This is a genomic window from Thalassobaculum fulvum (assembly GCF_014652915.1).
In the GTDB taxonomy this organism is placed as follows: Bacteria; Pseudomonadota; Alphaproteobacteria; order Thalassobaculales; family Thalassobaculaceae; genus Thalassobaculum_A; species Thalassobaculum_A fulvum.
On sequence record NZ_BMZS01000001.1, the window covers coordinates 193,192 to 208,555 of the forward strand.

The 15,364-nt window shown below is 69.4% G+C and carries 16 protein-coding genes; 7 read left to right on the forward strand and 9 right to left on the reverse strand.

Going from position 1 to position 15,364, the window contains the following annotated elements; genetic code table 11:
• From IE246_RS00875 to mnmE, 5 genes are all read right to left on the reverse strand, one after another.
• Window positions 1–1,143 carry a ParB/RepB/Spo0J family partition protein gene (locus tag IE246_RS00875; RefSeq protein WP_189987014.1) on the reverse strand — a complete coding sequence of 381 codons (1,143 nt, stop codon included), beginning with the start codon at window positions 1,141–1,143 and terminating at the stop codon, window positions 1–3.
• A gap of 34 nt (window positions 1,144–1,177) precedes the next feature.
• Window positions 1,178–1,996 (reverse strand): ParA family protein, encoded by an 819-nt coding sequence (locus IE246_RS00880; RefSeq protein WP_189987015.1) that lies wholly within the window; start codon window positions 1,994–1,996, stop codon window positions 1,178–1,180.
• Window positions 1,989–2,594: a 16S rRNA (guanine(527)-N(7))-methyltransferase RsmG gene (rsmG, locus tag IE246_RS00885; protein ID WP_189987016.1), complete on the reverse strand. Its 606-nt coding sequence runs from the start codon at window positions 2,592–2,594 to the stop codon at window positions 1,989–1,991. The genes IE246_RS00880 and rsmG overlap by 8 nt, the downstream gene beginning before the upstream one ends.
• Window positions 2,591–4,495, reverse strand: coding sequence for a tRNA uridine-5-carboxymethylaminomethyl(34) synthesis enzyme MnmG (gene mnmG, locus IE246_RS00890; RefSeq protein WP_189987017.1), 1,905 nt, complete (start codon window positions 4,493–4,495; stop codon window positions 2,591–2,593). The genes rsmG and mnmG overlap by 4 nt, the downstream gene beginning before the upstream one ends.
• An 84-nt stretch (window positions 4,496–4,579) precedes the next feature.
• Window positions 4,580–5,923, reverse strand: a complete 1,344-nt coding sequence (mnmE, locus tag IE246_RS00895; protein ID WP_189987018.1) for a tRNA uridine-5-carboxymethylaminomethyl(34) synthesis GTPase MnmE — start codon at window positions 5,921–5,923, stop codon at window positions 4,580–4,582.
• 198 nt (window positions 5,924–6,121) lie between these two features.
• Here mnmE and IE246_RS00900 point away from each other — a divergent pair, with 198 nt between their 5' ends.
• The 3 genes from IE246_RS00900 to IE246_RS00910 all read left to right on the forward strand — a co-directional run bounded on the left by IE246_RS00900 (window position 6,122) and on the right by IE246_RS00910 (window position 8,497).
• Window positions 6,122–6,595, forward strand: coding sequence for a methylated-DNA--[protein]-cysteine S-methyltransferase (locus IE246_RS00900; protein ID WP_189987019.1), 474 nt, complete (start codon window positions 6,122–6,124; stop codon window positions 6,593–6,595).
• 104 nt (window positions 6,596–6,699) lie between these two features.
• Entirely contained in the window at window positions 6,700–7,395 is a 696-nt protein-coding gene (locus tag IE246_RS00905) for a dienelactone hydrolase family protein (RefSeq protein WP_189987020.1), read from the forward strand.
• A gap of 127 nt (window positions 7,396–7,522) precedes the next feature.
• Entirely contained in the window at window positions 7,523–8,497 is a 975-nt protein-coding gene (locus IE246_RS00910) for a quinone oxidoreductase family protein (RefSeq protein ID WP_189987021.1), read from the forward strand.
• 163 nt (window positions 8,498–8,660) lie between these two features.
• On the opposite strand, the gene rho is transcribed toward IE246_RS00910, so the two are convergent.
• The 3 genes from rho to hemE form a co-directional block, all read right to left on the reverse strand.
• On the reverse strand, window positions 8,661–9,920 hold the full coding sequence (gene rho, locus IE246_RS00915; protein WP_189987022.1) for a transcription termination factor Rho: 1,260 nt from the start codon (window positions 9,918–9,920) through the stop codon (window positions 8,661–8,663).
• Between the two features lie 213 nt (window positions 9,921–10,133).
• The gene (hemJ, locus tag IE246_RS00920; protein WP_189987023.1) at window positions 10,134–10,565 is read right to left on the reverse strand and encodes a protoporphyrinogen oxidase HemJ; all 432 of its coding nucleotides are present in this window, start codon (window positions 10,563–10,565) and stop codon (window positions 10,134–10,136) included.
• Window positions 10,566–10,598: 33 nt separating this feature from the next.
• Window positions 10,599–11,621, reverse strand: coding sequence for a uroporphyrinogen decarboxylase (hemE, locus tag IE246_RS00925; protein WP_189987024.1), 1,023 nt, complete (start codon window positions 11,619–11,621; stop codon window positions 10,599–10,601).
• 406 nt (window positions 11,622–12,027) lie between these two features.
• Between hemE and IE246_RS00930 the strand changes: the two genes are divergently transcribed.
• The 4 genes from IE246_RS00930 to dnaQ are packed head-to-tail and all read left to right on the forward strand — an operon-like array spanning window position 12,028 to window position 14,789.
• Window positions 12,028–12,855, forward strand: coding sequence for a pyruvate, water dikinase regulatory protein (locus tag IE246_RS00930; protein ID WP_189987025.1), 828 nt, complete (start codon window positions 12,028–12,030; stop codon window positions 12,853–12,855).
• A complete protein-coding gene (locus IE246_RS00935) occupies window positions 12,848–13,486 on the forward strand; it encodes a Maf family protein (RefSeq protein ID WP_189987026.1) in 639 nt (212 codons plus the stop codon). The genes IE246_RS00930 and IE246_RS00935 overlap by 8 nt, the downstream gene beginning before the upstream one ends.
• Window positions 13,486–14,172 (forward strand): dephospho-CoA kinase, encoded by a 687-nt coding sequence (gene coaE / locus IE246_RS00940; RefSeq protein WP_189987027.1) that lies wholly within the window; start codon window positions 13,486–13,488, stop codon window positions 14,170–14,172. The genes IE246_RS00935 and coaE overlap by 1 nt, the downstream gene beginning before the upstream one ends.
• On the forward strand, window positions 14,085–14,789 hold the full coding sequence (gene dnaQ, locus IE246_RS00945) for a DNA polymerase III subunit epsilon (RefSeq protein WP_189987028.1): 705 nt from the start codon (window positions 14,085–14,087) through the stop codon (window positions 14,787–14,789). The genes coaE and dnaQ overlap by 88 nt, the downstream gene beginning before the upstream one ends.
• 28 nt (window positions 14,790–14,817) lie before the next feature.
• Here dnaQ and secB read toward each other — a convergent pair whose 3' ends face one another.
• Window positions 14,818–15,327, reverse strand: coding sequence for a protein-export chaperone SecB (secB, locus tag IE246_RS00950; protein WP_189987029.1), 510 nt, complete (start codon window positions 15,325–15,327; stop codon window positions 14,818–14,820).
• Window positions 15,328–15,364: the final 37 nt, after the last annotated feature.

Here is a 15,364-nt window from a genome sequence, read left to right on the forward strand (position 1 = left end):
CTATTCCGCTTTCGGAACGAGCGGGTCGTCGGGATCCTCGTCTTCCTCGTCGTCGCCGAGCTGGGCCCAGGCCCGGTCGAGTGCCGACCCTTCCCCGGGCTCGTCGGCGGCGGCGGTCTCGGAGTCCTCGAGATCGACCCCCGAGACGTCCTCCTCGTCGTCGTCGAACGACCAGCGCGGCGGGCCCTCGTCGTCCTCCTCCGCGGCCGGCGCTGCCACGGCGCTGCCGGTCGAGATCCCCGACAGCCGCTCGATCACCAGATCGAGCTGGTCGAGATCGCTGTAGCGGACCGTAACGCTGCCGCCGCCCGAGCCGGCGTCGTGGTCGATCGAGACCGCGAGGCCGAGCCGGTCGCCGAGATCCCTCTCGACCGCCAGGGTGTCCGGATCCTTGTCGGCCGCCTGCCCGCCCCCCTGGCCGCGCGGCTTGCGCGGGCGCGGCGCCGACGGCTCCATGCGCCGACGCTGCACCAGCTTCTCGGTGTCGCGGACGTTCAGCTTGCGGGTCACCACCTCGCGCGCCAGCTCGGCCGCGTCGTCCTGGCCGAGCAGCGCCCGGGCGTGGCCGGCGGTGAGCTGGCCGTCCTCCAGCAGCGCGCGGACCTCGGTCGGCAGGTTCAGCAGGCGCAGGGTGTTGGCGACGTGGCTGCGGCTCTTCCCGACCGCCCTGGCGATGTCCTCCTGGGAGTGCCCGTACTCCGCGATCAGCCGGTGGTAGCCGTCGGCCTCCTCGAGGGCGGTCAGGTCGCGGCGCTGGACGTTCTCGACCAGCGCGATCTCCATGGCGGTGCGGTCGTCGAACTCGCGTACCAGCACCGGGATCTCGTGCAGCTGGGCGAGCTGGGCGGCCCGCCAGCGGCGTTCGCCGGCGATGATCTCGTAGGTCTCGCCGTCGGCGGCACGGCGCACCAGCACCGGCTGCAGCACCCCCTGCTCGCGGATGCTCTCGGCCAGCTCCGACAGGTCCTCGGCATCGAACCGGCGGCGCGGCTGGAACGGCCCCGGGGCCAGCCGCTCGACCGGCAGCGACCGGGTCTGCCGCAGCCGGTCGAGCTGGGCCTGATCCTCCTCCTCGTCGCCGAGCAGCGCGGACAGGCCGCGTCCGAGCTTGTTCGATCGGCGGCGGGTGGAGTCGTCGGTCATGCGGTCGGAAGCCTTCTGCTCAGGCGGCGTCGAGTCAGGCGGCGTCTGCGAGCGACTGCTCGCGCCTCAAAACCTCGCGGGCGAGGTCGAGATAGGCGCGGGCGCCGGTGCAGCCGGTATCGTACACGATCACCGGCTTGCCGTAGGACGGGGCCTCGGAGATCCGCACGTTGCGCGGGATCACCGTGCGGTACACCACGTCGCCGAAATGCCCGCGCACGTCGGCGGCGACCTGCTCCGAGAGGTTGTTGCGGCGATCGAACATGGTCAGCACCACCCCCTGGATCTCCAGGCTCGGGTTCAGCGCCTTGCGGACCCGCTCGACCGTCCGGATCAGCTGCGACAACCCTTCCAGCGCGTAGAACTCGCACTGCAGCGGCACCAGCACGGCATCCGCCGCGACCAGCGCGTTGAGGGTCAGCAGGCCGAGCGACGGCGGGCAGTCGATCAGGATGTAGTCGTAGGGCGATGCCGCGACGTGCCGGACCACGGCCTCGCGCAGCCGGAACTCGCGATGCTCCATGGCGACCAGCTCGATCTCGGCGCCGGACAGGTCCGGCGAGGCCGGCACGATCTCCAGCCCCGGCACCGCGGTCTCGATCGCCGCCTCGGCGATCGACGCCTCGCCGATCAGCACGGCGTAGGAATCCGCCTCGCGGGCTTTGCGCGGAATGCCGAAACCGGTCGAGGCGTTGCCCTGCGGGTCGAGGTCGATCACCAGCACCCGCTTGCGGCAGGCGGCCATCGCGGTCGCCAGGTTGACGGCGGTCGTCGTCTTGCCGACCCCGCCCTTCTGGTTGACGATCGCCAGGATGCGCGGTGCCACTACCGCCGAGGAAGCCAGGTCAGACATCGGTCACACCCTCCAACCGGAGTATGACCCCGCGCGCGTCACTCAGGCTCGGGGCCTTGTCAACCGTCATGTTCCAGCGTTCTCGCGCGGTAGTCAACTCGTCATCCGCACGCTCTCCCTTGAGGAACAGGTAGAGGGTTGATTCGTCGGTGAATGGACGGGCGTAGTGCATGAGCTCCGATACCGTCGCGAGGGCCCGCGCGGTGACGATGCCGGCGCGAATCGGGCGTAGTGCCTCGATACGGCAGGCCTCGATACGGACCTTGGTCCCGGTCGCCCGGGCCGCTTCCTGGAGAAACGCCGCCTTGCGCCGGTCGGCCTCGACCAGAATCACGTCGTCGCGGCCGAGGACCGCCAGCACCAGGCCGGGAAAGCCGGCACCGGACCCCAGGTCGAGCACCGGACCGGGATGTCCGGCCATGTACGACAGCAGCTGCGCGGAGTCCAGGACATGGCGGTTCCAGACTTCGGGTAGCGTCGCCGGCGCCACCAGGTTGATCCGGGCCTGCCACTTCGTCAGCAGCGCCACATAGGCCTCGAGCCGGGCCCGCGTAGCGTCGTCGAACCCGATCTTTTGCTGGACATCTGACGGTGTCATGCCGCGTCGGTCTCCCCGGAACCCTCGGAAGACCGCGGATTTCGTGTCTTCAGGTAGCGCAGCAACGCCAGGGTAGCGGCTGGCGTCACGCCCGGTAGTCGGGCCGCCTGACCGAGGGTCCGTGGCCTCGCCCGACGCAGGATGTCGCGGATCTCGGCCGACAGGGAGCCGATCTCGTCCGGGTTCAGGGTCTCCGGCAGCGCAAGGGCCTCGTCCCGGCGGAACGCCCGGACGTCGGCTTCCTGGCGGTCCAGGTATCCGGCGTACAGGGCCTCGATCGCCAGCTGCTCCAGGATCGGCCCCGGGATCGCGGCGATCTCCGGCCAGGCGGCCAGGATCTGCGCGCGCGACACCGCGGCGTGGCCGAGAAGATTCCAGGCGCTGCGCCGCTGACCGTCCTGGTTCACCGCAATGCCCCGCCGCCCCAGTTCCTGCGGCGTCCCGGCCAGCCCTTCGAGTGTTTCACGTGAAACACGGAGCGATTCGCGCTTGGCCTCGTAGGCCGCCCACCGCCGGTTTCCGACCAGACCGATCTCCCGCCCCTTCGCGGTCAGGCGCTGATCGGCGTTATCGGCCCGCAACCGCAGGCGATACTCCGCGCGCGAGGTGAACATCCGGTACGGTTCCGGCGCGCCCCGGGTGATCAGGTCGTCGACCATCACGCCCATATAGCCGTCGGCCCGGTCGATCGAGAGCGCATCGCTTCCGCCGGCCGCCAGCGCGGCGTTGGCACCGGCGATCAGCCCCTGGGCCGCGGCCTCTTCATAGCCCGTGGTGCCGTTGATCTGCCCGGCCAGGTAAAGCCCCGGCAGGCGGTGGGTCTCCAGGGTCGCCCGGAGGTCGCGGGGATCGACATAGTCATACTCGATGGCGTATCCGTGCTGCAGGATCTTTGCCTGCTCCAGGCCCGGTATCGAGGCCACCACGGCATCCTGGACATCCCGCGGTAGCGAGGTCGAGATTCCGTTCGGATAGACCGTCGGATCGTCGAGTCCCTCGGGTTCCAGGAAGATCTGGTGGCGCGGTTTGTCGGCGAACCGAACCACCTTGTCCTCGATCGACGGACAATAGCGCGGGCCGGTGCCACTGATCTGGCCGGAATACATCGGCGCCCTGTGCAGGTTCGCCCGGATCAGATCGTGGGCGCGCTCGGACGTATAGGTGATGTGGCAGACCGTCTGCGGCACCGCGATCCGCTCGGTCAGGGTCGAGAACGGCTCCGGCGGATCGTCGCCCGGCTGCGGCTCCAGCCCGGACCAGTCGATGGTCCGGCCGTCGAGCCGTGGCGGGGTCCCGGTCTTCAGTCGCCCGAGCGGGAACCCCAGCGCCTCCAGGGTCCGGGCCAACCCGATTGCCGGCGCGTCGCCGACCCGGCCGGCCGGCCGCCGTTCCTCGCCCAGATGGATCTCGCCGCGCAGAAAGGTCCCGGTGGTCAGCACCACCGCCGCCGCCCGCCGTTCCGCGCCGTCCCCCAGCCGCACCCCGACACAGCGACCGTCGCGGAGCACCAGGTCCTCGACCGCCCCCGCCTCGATCGTCAGGGCCTCGAACTCGGCCAGGATCTCGGCGATCGCTCGCTTGTACAGGGCCCGGTCGGCCTGGGCCCGCGGACCGCGGACCGCCGGGCCCTTGGAGCGGTTCAGTACCCGGAACTGGATGCCCGCCCGGTCGATCGCCCGCGCCATGATGCCGTCGAGCGCGTCGATCTCGCGGACCAGATGGCCCTTGCCCAGCCCGCCGATCGCGGGGTTGCAGGACATCGCCCCCATGGTGTCGATCCGGTGGGTCAGCAGCAGGGTCCGGGCACCGATGCGCGCCGCCGCAGCGGCCGCCTCGCAGCCTGCGTGGCCGCCGCCCACGACGATGACGTCGTATCCCGTCGCTGTCGCGATGTCGCCCATGCCCAGGAGATACGGCGTCCGCCTCGACCTGTCAAAGCCGGACGGCGATGTTTCACGTGAAACACCAGTCCGACTGCCGACCGGTCACTTCCCGACGCAGAATTCCCGGAACACCGCGTCCAGGATCTCCTCGACATCGACCTTTCCGGTGATCCGTCCGAGCATTCGGGCCGCCAATCGCAGGTCCTCGGCCGGCAGTTCCAGCGGTATCCCGGCCCTGAGCCCGTCGATCGCGCGATCGACGGCCTCTCCGGCCTGGCCAACCGCGTGCCGGTGGCGCTCACGGGTCAGGGCCGGCGTCTCCCGCACCGCCATCCGGGCCTCGAGCTCGCCGCCCAGCCGCTCGATCAGGCGGTCAAGGCCCGCTCCGGTGGTCACGGAAACCGGAATCCACGGCTCGGGCGGCGTGCCGCCCCGGTCGATCTTGTTGGCGACCGCGATCGTATCGGCTCCCAGCCATCGGTCGACGCCCGCGCGAGCGTCAGCGCCGGCGCTCCAATCCACCACCAGCAGCCGCAGGTCGGCATCCTCGGCCCGCGCCAGGGCCCGCCGGACCCCCTCCTGCTCCACCGAATCGGCGGTTTCGCGCAATCCGGCGGTGTCCGCTACCGTGGCCGGATACCCATTTATATCCAGGTATACCTCCAGGACATCCCGGGTCGTCCCGGCAGTCGCGCTGACGATGGCTACGTCCCGCTTTGCAAGCCAGTTCAGCAGGGATGACTTGCCGGCATTCGGGGGTCCGACAATGGCTATACGCAGCCCTTCCCGCAGGCGCTCCCCGCGCTGGGAATCGGCGAGATGCCGTTGGAAGTCCCCGGTCAGCCGGCCGAGGCCGTCCAGCACCGCGTCGAGCACGTCTCCCGGCAAGTCTTCGTCGGGAAAGTCGATCCAGGCCTCCAGCCGGGCCATCGCGGTCACCAGTTCGCCGCGCCAGGCCTCGTACACCGCCGCCAGCCCGCCCGACGCCTGCCGCAGGGCTTGGCGGCGCTGAGCCTCGGTCTCGGCGTCGATCAGGTCGAGGATCCCCTCGGCGGCGGTCAGGTCGATTCGATCGTTCAGGAACGCCCGCCGGGTGAATTCCCCCGGTTCGGCCGGCCGGACCCCCGGCAACCCGAGCAGCGCCGCCAGAACCGCCGCCGGTACCGCGCGGCCGCCATGGACGTGGAATTCGGCGACGTCCTCGCCGGTGAAGCTTGCCGGGCCCGGGAACAGCGCCACCAGGGCGTCGTCGAGCGGCTCCGTGGACACCGGATGGCGGATCAGCGCCCGGGTCAGTCGCCGCGGCTCCGGGATCCGGCCCGCCAGGGCCGCCAGCGTCGGGCGGGCGGCCGGTCCGGACAGCCTGATCACCGCGACGCCGGCCCGCCCCGGGGCCGTCGCCACCGCCACGATGCTGTCGCCGTCACCGTCGTCCGTCGCCGTCATCCGGTCCCCCTGGTCGGTCTCCGCCGGTTGGGCCCCGGGCGTCGGTCCGATTGTCGTTCAGGCCCGGGCTCCGGCCGTCTAAGATCCGGCGAGTGGCCGCAGCACCGCCCGCCCCAGACCGGGGTGATGAACGGCCCGTTCGCCACCGTCAAGGCCGCCGGCACACCGCCCGGCGGGCAGTCGCAAGGGAGAGGCCGAATGGCGGCCAGCGATCTCGACACCCCGACCGGACGGGTCCGCGCGGTCAGCGACGGCGAATCCATCGTCCGGGTGACCTGGATCGATCCCGGAACGATCGTTGAGGCGGCGGAGAGCGACGCCGTTTCACGTGAAACAGCCGCCCAGCTCGAGGCCTATTTCGCCGGCACCCTCACCCGGTTCGACGTTCCTCTGCGGTTCCGCGGCGGCAGCGAGTTCGAGCGCGCGATCTGGAACGCCATGCTCGACATCCCGTGGGGCCAGACCCGAACCTACGGCGATCTCGCGGCCCTCACCGGCGGCGTCGCCCGGGCGGTCGGCGGCGCCTGCGGCCGCAACCCGATCCCGATCATCGTGCCGTGCCACCGGGTGGTCGGCTCCGACGGCAAGCTGGTCGGGTTCTCCGGGGCCGAGGGCGTCGCCACCAAGCAGTGGCTGCTCGACTTCGAGCGCGGCCAGACCCGGCTGTTCTGACGTCCTGACGTTCCAACTCCCCTGGATCCTGGCCTGTAGACGCTGGGCGACCGTGCGTCCTAGGGTTTCGCCTCCCCGTCACCAACCCCGAGAGGGAGGCACCCATGCCCCATGTGACCGTCAAGGCCAAGGACGGCGGAACGTTCCAGGCCTATGTGGCGATGCCCGCCAGGACCCCGGCGCCCGGCCTGGTGGTCATCCAGGAGATCTTCGGCGTCAACAAGGTCATGCGCGACCTGACGGATTCCTTCGCCGCCCAGGGCTATGTGGCGATCTGCCCTGACATCTTCTGGCGCATCGAGCCCGGCGTCGACATTACCGACCAGACCGAGGCCGAGTGGCAGAAGGCCTTCGACCTGTTCGGCAAGTTCGACGTCGACAACGGCGTGCAGGACCTGATCGCCACCCTCGACCACGTCCGGGGAATGCCGGAATGCACCGGCAAGGCCGGCTCGGTCGGCTACTGTCTGGGCGGCAAGCTGGCCTACCTGATGGCGGCCCGCTCGGATTCCGACGCCAACGTCAGCTACTACGGCGTCGGGCTGGACGGGATGATCGACGAGGCCGGCGCCATCACGAAGCCGTATCTCAGCCACGTCGCCGAGAACGACGGCTTCGTGCCGCCCGAGGCCCAGGCCAAGTTCGTCCCGGTCCTGGAGCAGCACCCGAAGGCGACCGTCCATGTCTACGCGGGGCAGGACCACGCCTTCGCCCGGGTCGGCGGCAAGCATTACGACAAGGCCTCCGCCGACCTGGCGAACGGCCGCACCCGCGACTTCCTGGCCGCCAACCTGGGTTGATCGCTCCCGGCGCGGCACATATGTCCTGCCGCGCCGGGCCTTTCCGGCCCGGCCGTCCCACCCTAGGTTCGGCACGACGGCACCGTCAGAGTCCGTACGAAACATCGTCCACTGGGAGACTTGGACCATGGTCAAGGCCATCCGTTTCCATAAGCCCGGCGGCCCCGAGGTGATGCAGCTCGAGGATATCGAGCTGGCCGCCCCGGCCGCCGGCCAGATCCAGATCAGGCACACCGCGATCGGCCTGAACTACATCGACACCTATCACCGCAGCGGGCTGTACCCGCTGGCGCTGCCGCACGGCCTCGGCATGGAGGGCGCCGGCACGGTGGCCGCGGTCGGCGACGGGGTCAGAGACTTCGCGGTGGGCGACCGGGTCGCCTATGCCGCGCCGCCGCCGGGCTCGTATTCCGAGGCCCGCAACATCGAGGCGAGCAAGGTCGTGAAGGTGCCGGCCGGCGTCGACGACAAGACCGCCGCGGCGATGATGCTTAAGGGCATGACCGCGCAGTACCTGATCCGGCAGGTCTATAAGGTGCAGGCCGGCGACACGATCCTGATCCATGCTGCCGCCGGCGGCGTCGGCCTGATCGTGTGCCAGTGGGCCAAGGCCCTCGGCGCGACCGTGATCGGCACCGTCGGGTCGGACGCCAAGGCCGAGCTCGCCAAGGCCAATGGCTGCGACCACCCGATCGTCTACAGCCGCGACGACTTCGTCGAGAAGACCCTGGAGATCACCGGCGGCAAGAAGCTGCCCGTGGTCTACGACTCGATCGGCAAGGACACCTGGCCGAAGTCGCTCGACGTGCTGCGGCCGCGCGGCATGATGGTCAGCTTCGGCCAGTCCTCGGGGCCGATCCCGCCGGTCGACCTCGGGATCTTCGCGGCCAAGGGCTCGCTGCAGTTCACCCGGCCGACCCTGATGACCTTCACCGCCACCAAGGCGGGCCTCGACGAGATGGCGGCCGACCTGTTCGCCGCGGTCTCTTCCGGCAAGGTGAAGATCAACATCGAGCAGACCTATGCGCTCGCCGATATCGTCAAGGCGCACCAGGACCTGGAGGGCCGCAAGACCACCGGCTCGACGGTGATCCTGCCGTAGGAGACGTTTCGACCAGGGCGGAGCGGCGGGTGGGTCCCGGCGCTCCGCAGCAAGCTGCTACGGCCGGGATGAGGTTCGGTAAGGATGTGCTCGCCCTTGCTCCTCATCCCGGACGCTGCTTTGGCAGCGATCCGGGACCTACCGGGCGACGGCAGTCCCCACCCTAGGAATTCATGGCGTCGAAGAAATCTGAGTTGTTCTTCGAGTGCTTGAGCTTGTCGACCAGGAACTCCATGGCGTCGACCGTGCCCATCTGCATGAGGATTCGGCGCAGCACCCACATCTTCGAGAGCGTCGGCTTGTCGACCAGCAGCTCCTCCTTGCGGGTGCCGGAGCGGGTGATGTCGATCGCCGGGAAGGTCCGCTTGTCGGCCAGCTTGCGGTCCAGGATGATCTCCGAGTTACCGGTACCCTTGAACTCCTCGAAGATGACCTCGTCCATGCGCGAACCGGTATCGATCAGCGCGGTCGCGATGATGGTCAGCGAGCCGCCCTCCTCGATGTTCCGGGCGGCACCGAAGAACCGCTTCGGCCGCTGCAGGGCGTTGGCGTCGACACCGCCGGTCAGCACCTTGCCGGACGACGGCACCACGGTGTTGTAGGCGCGCGCCAGGCGGGTGATCGAGTCCAGCAGGATCACCACGTCGCGCTTGTGCTCGACCAGGCGCTTGGCCTTCTCGATGACCATCTCGGTGACCGCCACGTGGCGGGTCGCCGGCTCGTCGAAGGTCGAGGAGATCACCTCGCCCTTCACCGAGCGGTCCATGTCGGTCACTTCCTCCGGCCGCTCGTCGATCAGCAGCACGATCAGGTAGACCTCGGGATGGTTCTCGGCGATCGCGTGCGCGATGTTCTGCAGCATCACGGTCTTGCCGGTTCGCGGGGGCGCCACGATCAGCGCGCGCTGGCCCTTGCCGAGCGGCGAGATCAGGTCGATGACCCGGGTGGTGTATTCCTTGTTCTCGGGCTTGAACGGCAGCTCGAGCTTCAGCTTGCTGTCGGGATACAGCGGGGTCAGGTTGTCGAAGTTGATGCGGTGCCGGACGGCTTCCGGGTCCTCGAAGTTGATCGAGTTGACCTTCAGCAGCGCGAAATAGCGCTCGCCGTCCTTCGGGGCCCGGATCTCGCCTTCGACGGTATCGCCGGTCCGCAGGCCGAAACGCCGGACCTGGCTCGGCGACACGTAGATGTCGTCCGGACCCGGTAAGTAGTTGGACTCAGGCGATCGCAGAAAACCGAAGCCGTCGGGCAGCGTTTCCAGCACACCCTGACCATAGATCGGAACGTCGTTGTCGGCCAACTGCTTGAGGATCGCGAACATCATGTCCTGCTTTCGCAGGGTACTGGCGTTCTCGATCTCGAGTTCTTCGGCAAAGGCCAGAAGATCGGCGGGCGACTTGGATTTCAGTTCTTGGAGATTCATTGGATCCGAACTTATGGATTGGCGGAACGACTCGGCGCTTCGGTTCTGCCGGTCTCACCGGCCAGCGGCCAGTGTCGTGTCGGGGCGAGTTGTTCCGGAAGGAGTTGCCACCGCCTTGTGGCGGGTTTTCTAAACGCGTTACCGAAACCCGTTCACCTTGTCAATCACGGAGTTCTGTATACAAAGGCCGGGACTGTCCCCTGCCCGGGCCGATCAGAACGGCTTCAGGATCACCAGGAACACGATCCCGACCAGCAACAGCGTCGGGGCCTCGTTCCAGATCCGGTAGAACCTGGACGGCCGGACGTTCTCGTCGCGCTCGAACGCCTTGCGCCAGCGGCCGTACAGATGATGCACCACGGTCATCGCCGCCACCAGGGTCAGCTTGGCGTGCATCCAACCATCCGAAAGCCAGTCCGGCACCATCGCCAGCATGGCGATCCCGAACACCCAGGTGGCGATCATCGCCGGGTTCATGATGGCCCGCAGCAGCCGCCTCTCCATCACCTTGAAGGTCTCGGACTGCGGCGTGCCGGGTCCGGCCTCGGCGTGGTACACGAACAGCCGCGGCAGGTAGAACATGCCGGCCATCCAGGCGATCACGCTGATCACGTGCAGCGCCTTCACCACCGGATACCAGTCCATGCTTCCCTCCCCCTGGATGGACGGCCGGGCCGGTCAGCCGCGTACCCGCGCGACCAGAGCGGCCACGTGCTCCGGCGGCGTCTGCGGCACGATGCCGTGCCCGAGATTGAAGACGAAGGGCCCGCCGCCGAGCGCCTCGAGGATCCGGTCGGTCTCCGACTCCAGTGCCGGTCCGCCGGCGAGCAGGGCGATCGGATCGAGATTGCCCTGGACCGGGCGCTCGGCCTGCAATGCGCAGGCCATCGCCAGCGGAATGCTGGAATCCAGCGTCAGGGCCGTGACGCCCGTTGCCGAGCCGTAGCCCCGGGTCAACGCCCCCGCGCCCTTGGCGAACCCGATGATCGGTACGTCCGGATGCATCCCGCGCAACCGCCGCACGATCGCCGCGGTCGGCTGAACGACCCAGCGCTCGAACAGCGTCTCGGGCGCCGCCCCGGCCCAGCTGTCGAACAGCTTGACGGCCTGGGCGCCGGCCCGGATCTGCCGATCCAGATAGGCGATCGTGGCCTCGACGATCGTCTCCATCAAGGCGCCGAAACCGTCCGGATCCCGAAACGCCCAGAGCTTCAAGGCGGCAAAGTCGCGGCTGCTGCCGCCTTCGACCATGTAGGACGCCACCGTCCACGGCGACCCTGCGAAGCCGATCAGCGCCGTCTCCGGACCGAGTGCCGCCCGCACCCGGGCCACGGTGTCGTAGATCGGCCCCACCGCGCCGTGAAACGCGTCGGGATCGAAGCCAGGCACAGCCGCCCGGTCGCGGATCGGCTCGAGCACCGGGCCGCGGCCGGTCTCGAAGCGCAGCGGCTGGCCGAGCCCGTACGGAACCATCAGGATGTCGGCGAACAGGATCGCCGCATCGAACCCGTACCGCCGTATCGGTTGCAGGGTCACCTCGGCCGCCAGCTCGGGCGCCAGGCACAGGTCGACGAAACTGCCGGCCCTGGCCCGAACCTCGCGATACTCCGGCAGATAGCGTCCGGCCTGACGCATCAGCCAGATCGGAGGCGTGTCGAGGGTCTCGCCGGCGAGGGCACGCAGAAACGGGGATCGGGTCATCCGGTGGGGCTCCGTCGGTGATCCCTATCACTACCCTATTTATTTAGAAAATGAAGGGAGGTGGTAGTTGGCGGGTGGAAGTCCGGGGATTACCGGCAGTCCCGGGAATCGTCCACAGCCCGATCGGGTTCGACGACACCGGCGGATCGCGTCGCTGCCGGCGGTGGATGGTTCCCGGACTCCCGCAGGATCGGGGAATGGGCGCCCGGACTCGAAAACCGTGGATAACGGGGATGTTTCCCGTGAAACGGATTTCTCCCCGGCTTGCAGGCTACCCTGTCGGAGTCGTCCACCGGTGGGAATCCCGGCGGTTGCGCGACTGGCGGTTCGGCATATCTTCGAGCGATCGGACGCCGGTGGGGATAAGCTCCTGCCTGGCCCACACCCTGTCCCCAAGGCGCTGTGCATGATTTCTCCGCCGACCCTGCACATCCACCTGGTGTCCGACGCGACCGGCGAGACCAACCACCAGATCGCCAGGGCCTGCCTCGTCCAGTTCGACGGTGTCCGTGCCAAGGAGCACGTCTGGTCCCTGGTGCGGACCCGCAGCTATCTCGACAAGGTGATCGCCGGGCTGGAGGCGCATCCGGGACCGGTGCTGTTCACCCTGGTCGAGCCGGAGCTGCGGCGCCGGCTGGAGGAGGCGTGCCGGCGCCTCGAAGTGCCGTGCATCGCCATCCTCGACCCGGTGCTGTCGGCGCTCGGCAGTCACCTCGGCCTGAAGTCCCACGGCCGGCCGGGTCGCCAGCACGAGCTGGACGCCGCGTATTTCCGGCGGATCGAAGCGATGGACTACACCCTGGCGCATGACGACGGCCAGCACGTCCACGATCTCGAGGACGCCGACATCGTGGTGGTCGGCGTGTCGCGGACCTCGAAGACCCCGACCTCGCTGTACCTGGCCAACCGCGGCTACAAGACCGCCAACGTGCCGATCGTTCCGGGCATCGATCCGCCGGACGAGATCTTTCATCTGCGCAAGCCGCTGGTGGTGGCGTTCACCACCGATCCGACCCGTCTGATCCAGGTCCGCCGCAACCGCGTGCTGATGCTGAAGCAGCGCGAGGAGACCGACTACGTGGCGCTCGAGCAGGTCCGCCGAGAGGTGGCCGACGCGCGCCGCATGTTCGAGCGCAACGGGTGGCCGGTGATCGACGTCACCCGACGTTCGATCGAGGAGACCGCGGCGGCAGTCCTGCAGCACCTCGAGACCGGAGACAACGACAATGGATAACCCGCGGGTCGCGCTGCCCGGCCCGGCGGCCGAGACGGTGCCGGTCGTGCTGGCGTCGGGCAGCCGGTTCCGGGCCCAGATGCTGCGGGCGGCCGGCGTGCCGTTCAGCGTGGTGGTGGCCGGCGTCGACGAGGCCGCGGTCCGGGAATCCCTCGGTGCCGAAGGGGCGTCGACCGAGGACGTCGCGACGGCGCTGGCCGAGCTCAAGGCGATGGCGGTGTCGCGGCGGCATCCGGACGCCCTGGTGATCGGTTCCGACCAGATGCTCGACTGCAACGGCGTCTGGTTCGAGAAGCCGGCCGACCGCGACCATGCCCGGGCCACCCTGCAGGCGCTGGCCGGCCGCGACCACCGCCTGGTCACCAGCGTCGTGGTGGCGCGTGCCGGCTCGCGCATCTGGCACGCGTCGCAAACCGTCAGGATGCGGATGCGGCCGCTGAGCGAGGCCTTCATCGAGAGCTACCTCGACGCGGTCGGCGAGGATGTCCGGTCGTCGGTCGGCGCCTATCAGCTGGAAGGGCTCGGGGCCCAGCTGTTCACCGCCGTCGAGGGCGACTACTTCACGGTGCTCGGCCTGCCGCTGCTGCCGCTGCTCGACTTCCTGCGGGCCCACGGGGTGCTGGCCCGCTGATGAAGGTGCTCGGCCTCACCGGTTCCATCGGCATGGGCAAGTCGACGGCCGCCGGCATGCTGCGACGGCTGGGCCTGCCGGTGCACGATGCCGACGCGGCGGTGCACCGGTTGCTGGCCAAGGGCGGGGCGGCGGTGCCGGCGATCGACACGGCGTTCCCCGGGGTGGTCGAGGACGGGGCGGTCGACCGTGCTGCCCTCGGGGCCCGGGTGTTCGGCGATCCGGCGGCCCTGGCCCGGCTGGAGGCGATCGTGCACCCGCTGGTCAAGCACGAGACCGCGCGGTTCCTGGCCCGGTGCCGGCGGCGGCGGGTGCCGGTCGCGGTGCTGGACGTGCCGCTGCTGCTGGAAGGCGGCGGCCACCGGCACTGCGACCTGGTGGCGGTGGTGAGCGCGCCGGCCTGGCTGCAGCGTCAGCGCGTGATGGCCCGTCCCGGGATGACGGAGTCGCGGCTGGCGGCTATCCTGGCGAAACAGATGCCGGACGCCGAGAAGCGGCGGCGCGCCGACGTGGTGATCCCGACCGGGCTCGGCCGGGCGGTCACCATGCGGCGGCTCAAACGGCTGGTTCGGAAACTGCGACGGAACGAGGAACCGGAATGCGCGAGATCGTGCTCGACACGGAGACGACGGGCCTGGACCCCGAGACCGGCGACCGGATCGTCGAGATCGGCTGCCTCGAGCTGATCAACCACGTGCCGACCGGCCGTACCCTGCACCATTACATCAATCCCGAGCGCGACATGCCGCAGGCCGCGTTCGAGGTGCACGGCCTCTCGACCGAGTTCCTGTCCGGTTACCCGGTGTTCGCGGCGCTGGCCGACGAGATCGTGGAGTTCCTCGGCGACGCCGTGCTGGTGATCCACAACGCGGCGTTCGACATGAAGTTCATCAACAGCGAACTGCGGCGCCTCGGCCGGCCGGAGATCCCGATGAGCCAGGCCCTCGACACCGTGCAGCTGGCCCGCCGCAAGTACCCGGGCGCCCAGGTCAGCCTGGACGCGCTGTGCCGGCGGTTCGAGATCGACAACGGCCACCGCACCCTGCACGGAGCGTTGCTGGACGCCGACCTGCTGGCGGCGGTCTATCTCGAGCTGATCGGCGGCCGCCAGCCGGATCTGGCGCTGGCGACCGAAGCGGGTACGGACGGCGGGGCGGCCGGCAGCCGGACGGTCGAGCAGGCGGTCCGACCGTACCGCGAGCCGCGTCCGCACGCGCCGAGCGCGGAGGAACTCGCCGCCCACCGGGCGTTCCTCGAATCGCTCAAGGAACCGCTCTGGCTCGCGGCTCAGCCGGCCGGTTGACCCGAACCGTTGCCCGCGGGCCCCGGCGTCAGGCCTCCGGCGGCAGGATCAGGCCTTCGGAAGCCGGCGTGGCGCGGCCGCTGCTGGCGCCCTGCTCGGCGCTCTGCCGGTACATCGCGGCGAAGTCGACCGGCTGGATCAGCAGCGGCGGGAAACCGCCGTCGCGGGTAACGTCGGCGATGATCGCGCGGGCGAACGGGAACAGGATCCGCGGGCATTCGATCAGGAGCACCGGGTGCAGCGAGTCCTCGGGAACGCCCTGCAGGGTGAACAGCCCGCCATAGGACAGCTCGGCCAGGAACAGCTGGTTGCCGGCGCTGGTGCCCGACGCGGTGACCCGCAGCGTCACTTCGTAGATGTCATTGTCCGCCACCTTGGCGGCCTGGACGTCGACGTTCACCTCGATCCGCGGCTGTTCGCTCTGCGGCTGCAGGCTGGCCGGCGCCCGAGGGTTCTCGAACGACAGGTCCTTGACGTACTGCGCGTGGATCTGGATCGGCAGCGCGACGGCGGGCTGGGCCCCGGAGGTGTCGGACATGGCGCGAACGCTTCCCGTTGCTGGTGATGGCCGGTCG

What these genes read in the sequence shown, in the direction of transcription:
- IE246_RS00875 (WP_189987014.1), bottom strand. Translation starts at nt 1,143, where the DNA reads ATGACCGACGACTCCACCCGCCGCCGATCGAACAAGCTCGGACGCGGC.
- IE246_RS00880 (WP_189987015.1), bottom strand. Translation starts at nt 1,996, where the DNA reads ATGTCTGACCTGGCTTCCTCGGCGGTAGTGGCACCGCGCATCCTGGCG.
- rsmG (WP_189987016.1), bottom strand. Translation starts at nt 2,594, where the DNA reads ATGACACCGTCAGATGTCCAGCAAAAGATCGGGTTCGACGACGCTACG.
- mnmG (WP_189987017.1), bottom strand. Translation starts at nt 4,495, where the DNA reads ATGGGCGACATCGCGACAGCGACGGGATACGACGTCATCGTCGTGGGC.
- mnmE (WP_189987018.1), bottom strand. Translation starts at nt 5,923, where the DNA reads ATGACGGCGACGGACGACGGTGACGGCGACAGCATCGTGGCGGTGGCG.
- IE246_RS00900 (WP_189987019.1), top strand. Translation starts at nt 6,122, where the DNA reads ATGGCGGCCAGCGATCTCGACACCCCGACCGGACGGGTCCGCGCGGTC.
- IE246_RS00905 (WP_189987020.1), top strand. Translation starts at nt 6,700, where the DNA reads ATGCCCCATGTGACCGTCAAGGCCAAGGACGGCGGAACGTTCCAGGCC.
- IE246_RS00910 (WP_189987021.1), top strand. Translation starts at nt 7,523, where the DNA reads ATGGTCAAGGCCATCCGTTTCCATAAGCCCGGCGGCCCCGAGGTGATG.
- rho (WP_189987022.1), bottom strand. Translation starts at nt 9,920, where the DNA reads ATGAATCTCCAAGAACTGAAATCCAAGTCGCCCGCCGATCTTCTGGCC.
- hemJ (WP_189987023.1), bottom strand. Translation starts at nt 10,565, where the DNA reads ATGGACTGGTATCCGGTGGTGAAGGCGCTGCACGTGATCAGCGTGATC.
- hemE (WP_189987024.1), bottom strand. Translation starts at nt 11,621, where the DNA reads ATGACCCGATCCCCGTTTCTGCGTGCCCTCGCCGGCGAGACCCTCGAC.
- IE246_RS00930 (WP_189987025.1), top strand. Translation starts at nt 12,028, where the DNA reads ATGATTTCTCCGCCGACCCTGCACATCCACCTGGTGTCCGACGCGACC.
- IE246_RS00935 (WP_189987026.1), top strand. Translation starts at nt 12,848, where the DNA reads ATGGATAACCCGCGGGTCGCGCTGCCCGGCCCGGCGGCCGAGACGGTG.
- coaE (WP_189987027.1), top strand. Translation starts at nt 13,486, where the DNA reads ATGAAGGTGCTCGGCCTCACCGGTTCCATCGGCATGGGCAAGTCGACG.
- dnaQ (WP_189987028.1), top strand. Translation starts at nt 14,085, where the DNA reads ATGCGCGAGATCGTGCTCGACACGGAGACGACGGGCCTGGACCCCGAG.
- secB (WP_189987029.1), bottom strand. Translation starts at nt 15,327, where the DNA reads ATGTCCGACACCTCCGGGGCCCAGCCCGCCGTCGCGCTGCCGATCCAG.